Source organism: Mycoavidus sp. HKI (assembly GCF_020023735.2).
GTDB lineage: Bacteria > Pseudomonadota > Gammaproteobacteria > Burkholderiales > Burkholderiaceae > Mycoavidus.
In genome coordinates, this window is the sequence record NZ_CP076444.2 from 2,044,855 (window position 1) to 2,060,323 (window position 15,469).

A 15,469-nucleotide genomic window follows, 5' to 3' on the forward strand; every position below is an offset into this window, starting at 1 on the left:
TCACCCAACTAAAGGCTCCTCTTCGCTTTGGAGCGATTGGCCCATCTGTAATTTATCTAGCTTATGAGCCAGAATACGACCGATTTCAGCGATCGAGGCGGGCTTATCCATGTCTTCGTGCCTACAGTGGATATCGTAAGCTTCGATCTCCCCGAGAACATAAGGCTGCCATAAATCAGGAGAGGAGCACGGGATAGTTTCATCGGGCCCTATCGTTGCCCGAAAGAAGAGCACGTCGCCACAAAAAATAAGTGGGGAAAAACTCTTTACGAGATGAACATTATTTTTGGTGACATCTCGGGTTTTTTCCCATAAATATTCCCCCACATTTGGCATATTTTCATCGCCATAACGAGCAAGAAGCTTAATGTAGGCATCATCTTGAGCCATCTCCGGTTCATCATCCAGCCGAGCATGGTCTGGGTAACTATCTAGCAAAGTCAGTAGCGCCACTTTTTCGCCCTCTTGTTCGAGTTGTGTAGCCATGCTGTGAGCAACGTGGCCGCCGAAGGACCATCCCAGAAGATGGTAAGGCCCATTAGGCTGAATGTGGCGAATTTGCCTGAGGTAGTCTGACGCCATGGCATCGATGGTTTCCGCAAGCGGCGAAGCACCATTGAGTCCACGGGCTTGCAGGCCGTATATGGGTTGATCTGCGTCTAAATGTTTAGACAGACTGATATAACTCCAACTCAGACCAAGAGCAGGGTGGACACAAAAAAGAGGAGGTCGGGTACCTGTTGGTTTGAGAGGAAGCAAAACATCAAATGAATCGTCTTGGGTAATGCCTATCTCTTGGGTAATGTCTATCTTAAGTAAACACTGCGCCAGTCCTGCGAGGATAGGCACTTTAAACAGCGTGCTCAGAGCAATCTCGACGCCCAATGTAGTGCGAATAAGATTGATCATCTGCACCGCGAGCAGCGAGTGGCCCCCAAGCGCGAAAAAGCTGTCGTGCCGGCTAACGCGCTCCAGACCCAGCAACTCAGCCCAGATGGCGGCCAGTGCAGTCTCGATTTCCCCTTGCGGAGCCTCATACGATTGACGGGCAAAAGCCTCGTCATCTGGGACAGGCAATGCTCGGCGATCGAGCTTGCCGTTAGGCGTCAGCGGTAGCACATCCAAGCCCACGAAGGCCGCTGGCACCATGTATTCAGGCAACCGGCTTGTAAGGTATGAGCGTAGCGTGTGAGCGAGCTGTTCGTCAGGCTCAGCCACGACATAGGCGACCAAACGCTTGTCACCCTCCTCGCCTAACGCGAGCACGACGGCTTCGCGTACCTGTGGATGCTCTATAAGCCGCGCTTCGATCTCACCAGTTTCGATCCGAGAGCCTCGGATCTTGACCTGATGGTCGTTACGGCCCAAAAACTCCAGATTACCGTCGGGCAGATAGCGGGCCAAGTCGCCTGTTTTATACATCCGTGCTTCTTCATCATCGCTAAACCGATCAGAGAGGAAACGCTCAGCGGTCAGTTCAGGACGGTTTAGATAGCCACGCGTAACACCGGCCCCGCCAATGTACAGTTCGCCTACTGCCCCCAATGGTACAGGTTGACCGTGCACGTCCAGCAGGTAGAGCCGAGTATTCGCGATGGGTCGACCAATGACTGCCTGTGGCGGTACTTGGTCCACGCAGCCGTATTCATAGAACGTGACGTCGCCATTAACTTCCGACGATCCATAAAAATTTAGCAACCGAATGCTCGGCCATGTGGTGACAACCTGCCGTGCCAACTCGGGCGCTAGCCGCTCGCCACTGCATACGAGTATTCGTAGCATGTCGAGCTGATCCTTTTCCCCTTCCAAAAAAGCTTTGAGCAACGATGGCACGACGACCAAATGGGACACGCCAGTCTGCCTTAAACGTCGCGCGAATAAGGACGCGTCTTTAACCGTAGCATTGTCGAACGCAACCAACATGCCGCCAGCGAGCAACGCCCCAAGTACCTCGGTGACCGAGTCTACGAAGCCAATACTCGTCTTCAGTGCAGTGATCGGCGGTTCTTTCACCACATTCAGGACAAACCACAGCAGGCGGTTAGTCAGTCCCCCGATGGTCGCGCTTACCCCCTTAGGCGTGCCGGTCGAACCCGACGTATAGATCACATACGCGAGATGACGATCCGTGAGGCCCGGCACCGACGGATTCGTGTCCGCCCGATCCAGTAACGCATTCGGATCGAGCACAATCAACGAGCCAACAGCTGCCTCGCCCAGCGCAGCGCGTCCAACCCCATCGGCCAACAGGAGTGTCGGCATAGCATCGGCCAGAATGTACGTCAAACGATCGCTCGGATAGGCTGGATCAAGCGGTACATAGGCGCCCCCTGCTTTCAAGATCGCCAGCAGCCCAATTATCATCGCAGGGCTGCGCGCCACACAAATCGCCACACGCGCATCCGGTTCAACCCCCAGTTCGATAAGGCGATGCGCGAGGCGGTTGGCGCACACATTCAGTTCGGCATAACTCAGCATTTGATCTTCATACACGAGCGCTGTCGCTTCTGGCGTACGCTCGACCTGCTCTTCGAACAACTGGTGGATGCACTGCTGTTCGAGATACTCTGTTGCCGTTGCATTCCACGTCTGAAACAACAGTTCACGCTCCTCAATAGGCAGCACTTCCAGTTGCCAAACTGGCATATAGGGCGTGAACTCTAGCGCTTCAGCCAAGCTTTCCAGCGTTTGTTGCATATAGCCACACACACGAGCTGGATTGAACGGCTGTATGACCTGAGCAGTCAGCCCCAACGCGGAACCAAAGTCCTCCATCGACAGTGTAAACGGGTAATTGGTGCGCTCCTGCGCACCGAGAAATTCCATACCGGACGCTGCGGAGCTTCCTCCTGGCGACATCGCATTGTGCCGGTAGTTCAGCAGCGCGCTAAACAACGGTGCCCCGGCTGGCACGCTGCTGCAGCGCTGCGCGAGAGCCAGCGACGCATGCTCATGCTCGAGCAACGCAGCGAGCCGTGCATGAGTATCACGCACGCTGCCTTCAACGCCACCAACCAGATCAATGCGTAGCGGCAGCGTGTTAATAAACAAGCCCATTGCATTGTCTGCGCCCTCACCTGCCTGCATTCGACCGAATAACACCGTGCCAAACACCACCCGCTGTTGGCCGCTTGTGCGCGCAAGTACCTGAGCCCAGGCCAGATGGCACAGACTTGCCAAGCTCACACCTAACCGCTTAGCCTGAGCGCGCAGGCGGTCATTCAAGTCCTGCGGCAGCATGCGGTGCGATTCCGTAACTTCGCCGCCATCACGGTGGACTTCGGCCAACCCGAAGGGAAGTGTGGGCTCGTCCACCTCAGTCAGCATCTCCTTAAAGAAGCGTTCGTGCGCCTCTTGACTCACCCCTAAGCGCGCCTGTACCACTAAGTTACGAAACGGCTGTGGAGCAGGCAGACTATCGCCCCGGCCTTCGATAAAAGCCTGCACCTCAGCATGCATCACCTCTAGCGTCGTATGGTCGCCAATCAGATGGTGCAGCAGTTGGAGCAGCAGCCAGCGGCCATCACTGTCCTGCGTGATCGCGAAACGCAGCAAGGGAGCCTGGCTCAAGTCAACACGATAGTGGCGAGGATTGAAACACTGGAGCAGTTGCTCGATGATCGGTCCATCGACTGTATTCAACGCGAGCTCAGTAATTGACAGCGATGCCCGGCGCCAGACCGTCTGGGCCGGCGTGGACACCCCCTCCCAGACAAAGGCGGTACGCAGAATATCGTGGCGATTCACCACTTGCTGGACCGCCTCCAGGTAACGATCGAGCAACGCTCGGTCGGAAAAAGCCAACTGGGCAACCAGCAGATAAGGATCGCCCTTAGTTGCCAGTAGGTGGTGGAACAGAATGCCATCCTGCAGGGGAGATAGGGCATAGATATCTTGGATATTGCCAACGCCACCCGGCGTCTGTGCAACGATACGGTCGATTTCGGCTTGGCCAAGGTCGATCAGTGGCAGCAGGTCCGGCGTTAGTGCAATAGTATTCGGCGTAATAAGATTGGGTGGTGTGATCACTTCGCGGTGTTGGCCGAGAGATTGAGCCAGCATGCTGAGCGTGGGCGTCTCGAACAGCGTGCGCACGGAGAGACCCAGGCCAAGACGCCGCAAGCGCTCGATTATTTGCACCGCGAGCAGCGAGTGGCCCCCGAGCGCGAAAAAACTGTCGTGCCGGCTAACGCGCTCCAGACCCAGCAACTCAGCCCAGATGGCGGCCAGTGCAGTCTCGATTTCCCCTTGCGGAGCCTCATACAATTGACGGGCAAAAGCCTCGTCATCTGGGACAGGCAATGCTCGACGATCGAGCTTGCCGTTAGGCATCAGCGGTAGCACATCCAAGCGCACAAAGGCCGCTGGCATCATGTATTCAGGCAACCGGCTTGTAAGGTGTGAGCGTAGCGTGTGAGCGAGCTGTTCGTCAGGCTCAGCCACGACATAGGCGACCAAACGCTTGCCACCCTCCTCGCCTAACACGAGCACGGCGGCTTCGCGTACCTGTGGATGCTCGATAAGCCGCGCCTCGATCTCACCCGTTTCGATCCGAAAGCCGCGGATCTTGACCTGATGGTCGTTGCGGCCGAGAAACACTAGATTGCCGTCGGGCAAGTAGCGGGCCAGATCGCCCGTCTTGTACATACGGGCATCCTTACGCTCGCTGAACGGATCGGGGAGGAAACGCTCGGCGGTTAATTCGGGGCGGTTCAGATAACCGCGCGCGACACCGACTCCGCCAATGTACAGTTCGCCCACCGCCCCCACTGGCACGGGCTGGCCGTGCGGGTCCAATAGATAGAGCCTGGTGTTCGCAAGTGGTCGGCCAATGGGGACCACTTCACTGCTGAGCTCCGCTGAGCAACGCCATGCAGTAGCACAAACCGTGATTTCCGTTGGACCGTAGTCATTGAAGATAACGCCTTGGTGAAGCAAGGTTTGAAGCAAGGTTGCACTGAGCGCTTCACCTGCTAGAATCAGAGTTAAAGGGGTGCTCAGGCGAGGCAAATCCTTACCATCCTGAAGCAGCGCGGGGGTGAGTGTCACGTGAGTGATCGCATATCTCGCCAAGTAATCCCACAGCTCATGCCGATCAAGACGGACGCTATCGGGTGGCAAATACAAACCTGCACCACATCCCAAGGCCATGAATATTTCTGAGACGCTGGTGTCAAAACTGAGAGAGGCAAACTGCAAGACTCGGCTGGAGGGGTGAACCCCAAGGTAGGCCGGCTGTGCTAGAGCGAGATTCACCACGCCTCGATGCTCGATCATGACACCCTTGGGGGTGCCGGTGGAGCCGGAAGTGTAAATTACATAGGCGAGATGATGGGAGACCAGTGCAGAGACCTGCGGGTTGGTGATCGCTGACTCTGGCAGTCTGTTCGGATCGAGCACCGTCAACGAGCCAACAGCTACCTCGCCCAGCGCAGCGCGTCCAACCCCATCGGCCAGCAGGAGTATCGGCGTCGCATCGGCCAAAATGTGCATCAGACGATCGCTCGGATAGGCTGGATCAAGCGGTACATAGGCACCCCCTGCTTTCAAGATCGCCAGCAGCCCAATTATCATCGCAGGGCTGCGTGCCACACAAATCGCCACTCGCGCATCCGGTTCAACCCCCAGCTCGATGAGACGATGCGCGAGGCGGTTGGCGCACACATTCAGTTCGGCATAACTCAACATTTGATCTTCATACACGAGCGCTGTCGCTTCTGGCGTACGCTCCACCTGCTCTTCGAACAACTGGTGGATGCACTGCTGTTCGGGATACTCCGTTGCCGTTGCATTCAATGTTTCGAGCACACGTTTTCGCTCAACTGGCGCAAGCAGATCGACCGTGGCAACGGGGCGCTTCGCATCGGTGGCCATCTCCCGCAGCATCACATGCAGGTAGCCGACCTGCCGCTCAATCGTTTGAGGGTCGAACAAAGCAGTGGCATAACGCAATTCCCCAACGATCTCGTCGCCAGTCTCTCGTAGATCAAGTTCGAGATCGAACTTGACGATGTCATAGTTCAATGCAACGGGTGCCATCTCGAGAGTGAGCAAAGGCCATTCACCCACGTCATTATTTTGCCACGCGAACATCACCTGGAACAACGGCGTATGGCTAAGCTTGCGAGGAGGCTGCATAATCTCGACAACCTGTTCGAAAGGCAAATCCTGATGAGCATACGCCGCCAGCGTACTACACCGAACCCGCTCAAGCAGCTCAACCGTATTCGGCTCGCCGGCCAGATCGATGCGTAGCGCCAGTGTGTTGACAAAAAAGCCGATCAAAGGCTCGATCTCACGGTGATTGCGATTGGCGATAGGCGTGCCAATCACGACATCGTCTTGGCCAGCTAGCCTAGATAGGACTGCCCCCCAAGCAGCTAACACGATCATAAATAAGGTCACGCCCTGCTCTTGACTCAGGCGTCTGAGCAAGCGCGTCATCTGCGCATCAAACCGAACTGGCACCTGAGCCCCAGCAAAGGACTGCTGAGATGGACGAGGTCGGTCGGTGGGCAGATCGAGCAGCACGGGCGCCTCAGCCAGTATCGTATGCCAGTACGCACCCTGAGTCTGGAGCCGTTCGCCCGAGAGCCATTGTCTTTGCCAAGCAGCGTAGTCCGGATATTGGATCGCCAGCGGCGGCAATGGATCGGGTTTACCCGCATGGTACGCCGCATAGAGTATGCTCAATTCACGCAAAAGCACCCCTAAAGACCAGCCATCTGAGACGATATGGTGTTGCGTGAGCAGGAAGACGTGCTCCTCGTCAGCCAGTTGGATTAAGCGTGCGCGAATCAGCGGCCCCTGGGTTAAATCGAATGGCACGTGGGCTTCCTCCGCGCTCAACTTCTCTAGTTGCTCATTAGCATTGAGTGCATCCCGCAGGTCATGCCTACGTGTCGGCAGGCCCGATTCGGGGGCCAGCAGTTGAACCTGGGGCTGACCATCAACGGTGATGAAGACCGAACGTAATGCTTCGTGTCGCGCAAACACAGTATCCAATGCCTGCTGCCAAGCAGTCCAATCTAGAGGCCCACACAAATGGAACCCCAGTGGAATATGATACGTTTCACTTACCCCATCGAGTTGCGCGAGGAACCACAGGCGCTGCTGAGCAAACGAAAGCGACAAGACGCTTTCGCGGGACACAAGGCTAATAGCAGGAGGCGTATCACCCCCTTGGACCAGATGCTGACTGACCACTTCAGCGAAAGCTGACAGGCTGGGCGAAGCAAACAAGGTAGCTAACGGCAGTTCAGCACCGAGTGTTGCGACGCGGTTCATAAGACGCACCGCAAGCAGCGAGTGACCACCGAGCGCGAAAAAACTGTCGTGACGGCTGATGCGCTTAACACCAAGCAGCTCGGTCCAGATCGCGGCAAGTGCGCTCTCAATCTCGCCTTGTGGCGCTTCATACGCTTGACGGGCAAAAGCGTCATTGTCCGGTGCCGGTAGCGCCCGACGATCAAGCTTACCGTTAGGTGTCAACGGCAACGTATCCAACCGTACGAAGGCCGCTGGCATCATGTACTCCGGCAACCTGGCCGTGAGGTGCTCGCGTAGTGTATAAGCGAGTTGTTCGTCAGGTTCTGCCGTGACATAGGCAACTAGGTGTTTATTGCTGTCCTCGCCCAGCGCAAGCACGATGGCTTCGCGCACCTGTGGATGTTCGACTAGGCGCGCCTCGATCTCACCAAGTTCGATCCGGAAGCCACGAATCTTGACCTGATGGTCATTACGGCCAAGGAACTCCAAATTGCCATCAGGCAGATAGCGGACTAGGTCCCCAGTCTTGTACATGCGAGCATCTTTATCTTCGCTAAATGGATCGCGGAGAAAACGCTCAATGGTTAATTTGGGGCGGTTCAAATAGCCACGTGCGACCCCGTCCCCGCCAATATATAGCTCACCCACTGCCCCTAGAGGCACTGGCTGGCCATGTGCATCCAATAAATAGAGCCGAGTGTTTGGAATTGGTCGGCCGATGGAGGACATTGCATTGTTAAGGTAACACCGTGTCGTAGCCCAAACGGTTGCCACGTGAGTTTCTGTCGGGCCATAGGCATTGAAGACGACGCCTCGGTGGATCAAGTTTTGAAGCAATGTTGTACTCGGCGCTTCACCTGTCAGAATCAGTGTCAGAGGGGTTTTTAGGCTGGGTAAATCCTTACCCTCTTGAAGCAGAGCGGGGGGTAATATCGCATGAGTGATTTCATATCTATCTAAATAATTCCACAGCGCATCCCGATCAAGGCGGACGGCAGCAGGCGGCAAATACAGGCTCGCGCCACAACTTAAGGCTGTGATGATCTCCCAGATACTCACATCGAAACTAGGGGAGGCAAACTGCAAGACCCGGCTGGAAGGGTGAATATCAAAATAGCCCGTCTGCCCTTGAGCAAGGTTCACAATGACTCGATGCTCAACCATGACACCCTTGGGTATGCCAGTGGACCCGGAGGTATAGATCACGTAAGCAAGATGACGTGAAGTCAGTTCACGGACTTGCAGATTGGTGATGGGCAATGGCGGCAAGTTATTCGGATCAAGCACCTTTAATGAGGCAAGCGTTGCCTCGCCTAGTGTAGCGCGGCCAATCGCATCAGCAAGCAGAATGGTTGGCCTTGCATCGGCGAGGATGTGCGTAAGACGCTCGCTTGGATACGCCGGATCGAGTGGCACATAAGCGCCCCCTGCTTTTAAAATCGCTAGTAGCCCGACTAGCATCGCTGGTGAGCGTTCGGCACAGATCGCCACGCATGTATCTGGTTGAACACCTAATTCAATCAGCTGATGCGCAAGGCGGTTCGCATGCGCATTGAGTTCGGCATAGCTCAATATTTGATCTTCGTACACTAGTGCAGTGGCCTGTGGCGTGCAGGCCACCTGCTCTTCAAACAAATGATGAATGCATTGCTGTTCCAGATACGGTGTTGCTGTTGCATTCCACGTCTCGAGTAAAAGTGCTCGTTCGCTTGGCGCGAGGATATCAACAGCGGTAACAGATCGCTTGGCATCGGTCACCATCGCTTGCAACATTGCATGCAAATAACCAACCTGCCGCTCAATCGTCTGACGATCAAACAGGGCGGTTGCATAACGCAATTCCCCGGCGATCTCGTCGCTCACCTCTTGTATATGTAGTTCAAGATCAAACCGAATAACGTCATTGCTCAATGCGACTGATATCGCTTCTAGTGCAGGCAGGCGCCATTCGCCCACCTCGTTGTTTTGCCAAGCGAACATGACTTGGAATAGAGGAGTATGATCCAGCCTGCGCGGCGGCTGTACAATTTCCACCACTTGCTCAAAAGGCAAATCCTGATGGGCTTGAGCGGCAAGTGCGCTACGCTTTACTTGCTCAAGTAATTCAACTATATTCGGCTCGCCGGCCAGATCGATACGTAGTGCGAGCGTGTTAACGAAAAAGCCAATCAAGGGCTCGATCTCAGGGTGGTTGCGATTGGCGCTGGGTGTGCCGATGACAATGTCGTCTTGGCCAGAAAGTCGGGACAAGACCGCGCCCCAGGCGGCCAATACGGTCATAAAAAGGGTCACGCCGTGCTCTTGGCTTAGACGCTTGAGCGAGCGCGTCATCTGCGCATCAAGGCGAATTGGCACTTGAGCCCCGGCAAAGGACTGCTGAGGTGGACGAAGTCGGTCGGTGGGCAGATCTAGCAGCACCGGCGCCTCAGCCAGTGTCGTATGCCAGTACGCAACCTGAGTCTGGAGCCGTTCGCCCGAGAGCCATTGTCTTTGCCAAGCAGCGTAGTCCGGATATTGGATCGCCAGCGGCGGCAATGGATCGGGTTTACCCGCATGGTACGCCGCATAGAGTATGCTCAATTCACGCAAAAGCACCCCTAAAGACCAGCCATCTGAGACAATATGGTGTTGCGTGAGCAGGAATACGTGCTCCTCGTCAGCCAGTTGGATTAAGCGTGCGCGAATCAGCGGCCCCTGGGTTAAATCGAATGGCACATGGGCTTCCTCCGCGCTCAACTTCTCTAGTTGCTCATTAGCATTGAGTGCATCCCGCAGGTCATGCCTACGTGTCGGCAGGCCCGATTCGGGGGCCAGCAGTTGAACCTGGGGCTGACCATCAACGGTGATGAAGACCGAACGTAATGCTTCGTGTCGCGCAAACACAGTATCCAATGCCTGCTGCCAAGCAGTCCAATCTAGAGGCCCACACAAATGGAACCCCAGTGGAATATGATACGTTTCACTTACCCCATCGAGTTGCGCGAGGAACCACAGGCGCTGCTGAGCAAACGAAAGCGACAAGACGCTTTCGCGGGACACAAGGCTAATGGCAGGAGGCGTATCACCCCCTTGGACCAGATGCTGACTGACCACTTCAGCGAAAGCTGATAGGCTGGGCGAAGCAAACAAGGTAGCTAACGGCAGTTCAGCACCGAGTGTTGCGACGCGGTTCATAAGACGCACCGCAAGCAGCGAGTGACCGCCGAGTCCGAAGAAGCTGTCGTGGCGACTGATCTGTTCGACCTTGAGCAGCTCGGCCCAGATGGTGGCGAGTGCGGTTTCGATTTCGCCTTGCGGCGCTTCATATGCTTGACGCACAAACGCATCGCCGTCCGGTGCGGGCAGCGCCCGGCGGTCGAGTTTGCCGTTGGGCGTTAGTGGCAGGCCATCTAGGCGCACGAAGGCGGCCGGCGTCATGTACTCCGGCAGCTTGGTCAAGAGATGCGCGCGTAGCGTATGGGCGAGTTGTTCGTCGGGCTCAGCCACAACATAGGCGATGAGGCGCTTGTCGCTGTCCTCACCCAGCGCGAGTACAGCGGCTTCCCGCACTTGTGGATGTTCGACGAGACGCGCCTCGACCTCACCAGTTTCGATCCGAAAGCCGCGGATCTTGACCTGATGGTCGTTGCGGCCGAGAAACACTAGATTGCCGTCGGGTAAGTAGCGGGCGAGATCGCCCGTCTTGTACATACGGGCATCCTTACGTTCGCTGAACGGATCGGGGAGGAAACGCTCGGCGGTTAATTCGGGGCGGTTCAGATAACCGCGCGCGACACCGACTCCGCCAATGTACAGTTCGCCCACCGTCCCTACTGGCACGGGCTGGCCGTGCGGGTCCAGCAGGTAGAGCCGGGCGTTTGGGATCGGTCGACCAATGGGAGCTACTTCACCGCTGAAATCACGTGAGCAATGCCATGCAGTGACATAAACGGTGGTTTCTGTTGGACCGTAGTCATTGAAGACGGCGCCTTGGTAAAGCAAATTTTGAAGCAAGCTTGCACTGAGTGCCTCACCCACCAGAATCAGCTTCAGAGGAGTGCTTAGGCGGGGCAAATCTTTACCATCTTGTAGCAGCGCAGGGGTGAGTGTCACGTGAGTGATCGCATGTCTTGCCAAATAATTCCACAGTTCATTTCGATCAAGGCGGACAGTATCGGGCGGCAGATACAAGCTTGCGCCACTAGTTAGGGTCATGAAAATTTCCCCAACGCTCACGTCGAAACTGAGAGAGGCAAACTGCAAGATTCGATTGGAGGGGTGAATCTCATAGTAAGTTGTCCGTGCTTTAGCGAGGTTCACAACACCTCGGTGCTCGATCATCACCCCTTTGGGTATGCCAGTGGAGCCGGAGGTGTAGATCACATAAGCAAGGTGACGCGAGGTCAGTGCAGGGACCTGCGGATTGGTAATGGGTGATGTCAGCTGTACATTTGGATCGAGTATTGTCAGCGAAGAGAGGGCTGCCTCGCCCAGCGCAATGCGTCCAACCGCATCGGCTAGCAGAATCGCCGGCATCGCATCGGCGAGAATGTGCGTAAGACGCTCGCTCGGATACGCTGGATCAAGTGGCACATAGGCGCCGCCCGCCTTCAAGATCGCCAGTAGCCCAATTATCATCGCAGGGCTGCGCGCCACACAAATCGCCACACGCGCATCCGGTTCAACCCCCAGTTCGATAAGACGATGCGCGAGGCGGTTGGCGCGCACATTCAGTTCGGCATAACTCAGTATTTGATCTTCATACACGAGCGCAGCCGCTTCTGGCGTACACTCGACCTGCTCTTCGAACAACTGATGAATGCACAGGTGTTCTGGATACTCTGTTGCTGTTGCATTCCATGTTTCGAGCACACGTTTTCGCTCAACTGGCGCAAGCAGATCGACCGTGGCAACGGGGCTCTTCGCATCGGTGGCCATCTCCCGCAGCATCACATGCAGGTAGCCGACCTGCCGCTCAATCGTTTGAGGGTCGAACAAAGCAGTGGCATAACGCAATTCCCCAACGATCTCGTCGCCAGTCTCTCGTAGATCAAGTTCGAGATCGAACTTGACGATGTCATAGTTCAAGGCAACGGGTGCCATCTCGAGAGTGAGCAAAGGCCATTCACCCACGTCATTATTTTGCCACGCGAACATCACCTGGAACAACGGTGTATGGCTAAGCTTGCGAGGAGGCTGCATAATCTCCACCACCTGCTCGAACGGCAGATCTTGATGCGCTTGCGCGTCCAATGTCGTGCGTCGCACCCGCTCGAGCAGTTGCGCCAAACGCGGCTCGCCTGACAGATCCAGGCGCAACGCCAGCGTGTTCACAAAGAAGCCGATCAATGGCTCGATCGCGGTGTGCCCCCGGTTCGCGCTTGGCGTGCCGATCACCAGATCGTGTTGGCCCGACAAGCGCGAGAGCACCGCGCTCCACGCCGCGAGTACCGTCATGAACAGTGTCGCGCCGTGCGTGTGGCTCAAACGCTTGAGCGCGCGCGTCGTGGTCGCATCGATATAAATGGGCACCCGCGCGCCGGCAAACGACTGCTGCGCGGGGCGGGGACAGTCCGTGGGCAGTTCGAGCAGCACCGGCGCGTCAACCAGCGTCGTGCGCCAGTAGTCGCTTTGGGCCTCAAGCCGCTCGCCCGAGAGCCACTGCCGCTGCCAGGCCGCATAATCCGGATATTGGATCGCCAGCGGCGGCAGCGGATCGGCTTGGCCGTCACAGGCCGCGCGGTACAGCGCACCGAATTCGCGCACGAGCACCCCGGTCGACCAGCCATCCGAGACGATATGGTGCTGCGTGAGCAGCAATACGTGCACATCGTCGGCCAGCTGGATCACGCTCGCGCGGACCAGCGGGCCATGCGTCAGATCGAATGGCGCGTGCGCTTCCTCGGCACAGAACGGCGCCAGTTGCGCATCGGCATCGCTCACTTTACGCCAATCGTGCCAATTCAGCGGCATGCCCACCTCGGCGGGCAGCAGCCGTACCTGCGGCTGGCCGTCCACGCTCAAAAAGACCGAGCGCAGCGCTTCGTGACGGGCCCATAGCGCATCCAGCGCCTGCTGCCACGCGCGCCGGTTCAAGGACCCCCGCACGCGCAGCGCGAACGGGATGTGATACGTGGCGCTCACGCCATCGAGCTGCGCGAGGAACCACAGCCGTTGCTGCGCGAACGACAGCGGCAGCGCCCCTTCGCGGGAGAGAGGTGAGATTGCAGGCAGCGCGGCGCTGTCTGGCGTGCTCTGCACGTTGAGCGCGGCGGCGAACCCGGCCAGCGTGGGCGCGGCGAATAGCGCGGCGAGCGGCAAGTCGGCACCGAGCGCAGCCACCCGGTTCATCAGTCGCACGGCGAGCAGCGAATGCCCGCCGAGCGCGAAAAAGCTGTCGTGCCGGCTGACCTGCTCGACGCCCAGTAGTTCAGACCAGATTGCCGCGAGCGCGGTCTCGAGCTCGCCTTGCGGCGCCTCGTATGCTTGATGCGCGAACGCATCGGCGTCCGGCGCCGGCAGCGCACGCCGGTCCAGCTTGCCGTTCGGCGTCAACGGCAACGCGTCGAGCTGCACGAACGCGGCCGGCACCATATACTCGGGCAAGGTTGCGGCGACATGTGCGCGCAGCGTGCTGGCCAGCGCATCATCCGGCTCAGCCACCACATAGGCGACCAGGCGCTTGTCGCTGCCGTCGCCCACCACCAGCACGACCGCGTCGCGCACTTGCGGGTGCTGCGCCAGACACGCCTCAATCTCGCCCAACTCGATACGAAAGCCCCTCAGCTTGACCTGATGGTCGTTACGGCCGATGAACTCCAAATTGCCATCGGGCTGATAACGCGCCAGGTCGCCCGTCTTGTATATCCGTGCGTCATCCTTGTCCGAGAACGGATCGCGCACAAAGCGCTCGGCCGTCAACTCGGGCCGGTTCAGGTAGCCGCGCGCGACGCCTGCGCCACCGATGTACAGCTCGCCGACCGCGCCCAGCGGCACCGGCTGACCGCAGGCATCCAGTAAATAAATTCGTGTGTTCGCAATCGGCCGGCCGATCGGCACAGTGTCTTCTGCGTAATCCGATGGGCAACTCCAGGCCGTCACGTCAATCGCGACTTCCGTCGGACCATACAGGTTATACAGCCGCGCACCCGGTAATAGCGTTTGGCAAAGCCGGACACTCGCACCGGATAGCGCTTCACCACTGCAGATCAACCGTTGCACAGACGTACAGTGCTGAATCCCTTTATGGTGCAAAAACGTGCCGAGCATGGACGGCACGAAATGAACAGTGGTAATGCGCTGCCGGATTACCAACGCCATTAAGGCCGCGGTATCTCGGTGCACATCCGGTGCGGCCACAACCAGGGTGGCACCATTGAGCAAAGTCCAGAAAAACTCCCAGACAGACACGTCAAAACCAAAGGACGTTTTCTGTAGCACGCGGTCGGCCGTCGTCAAGCCATAGGCTTGTTGCATCCAGACCAGACGATTGATCAGCGCCCGATGCTCACTTTGCACACCCTTCGGGGTACCGGTGGAGCCGGACGTGTAGATTACATACGCGAGATGGCGGGCCGTGAGACCCGGCACTGACGGATTCGTGTTCGCCCGCTCCGGCAGCGTGTTCGGATCGAGCACGGTGTGCTCGGTGAGCGCCGCATCACCGAGCGCGGCACGGCCCGCCGCATCGGCCAGCACAATGTCGGGCGCGGCATCGGCCAGTACCTGCGCGAGCCGCTCGCCCGAATACGCCGGGTCCAGCGGCACATAGGCGCCGCCCGCCTTTAAGATCGCCAGTAGCCCCACCACCATCGCGGGACTACGCTCCACACAGATCGCCACGCGCGCATCCGGCTGTACCCCCAACTCGATCAGCCGATGCGCGAGGCAATTGGCCTGTGCATTCAACTGTGCGTAGCTGAGCGTTTGATCCTCATACACCAGCGCCGTCGCCTCGGGCGTACGTGCCACCTGCGCTTCGAACAGCTGATGGATGCATTGGTGCGCAGGATAATCCTGTTGCGTTGCATTCCATGTCTGCAGCAGTAAGGTCCGCTCCGCGTTGGGCAACACCTCCAACTGCCGCACCGGCCGCTCGGGTGTCGCCTCGAGCGCCTCGGCCAGGCTTGCCAGCGCCTGCTGCATATAACCACACACCCGATCGGGATCCAGCGGCTCCACCACCTGCGCCGTCAGCCCCAGCGCCTGCCCGAAGTCCTCC

General features: G+C 57.6%; 1 protein-coding gene (cut by a window edge). It reads right to left on the minus strand.

Annotated features, from left to right (window positions below):
- A protein-coding gene (locus KMZ15_RS08010; protein ID WP_223692414.1) for a non-ribosomal peptide synthetase crosses the window boundary here: on the minus strand, positions 1–15,469 show its 3' portion. The gene runs 20,414 nt beyond the window's last position; only the last 15,469 of its 35,883 coding nucleotides appear in the window; its start codon lies off the right edge, out of view; its stop codon occupies positions 1–3.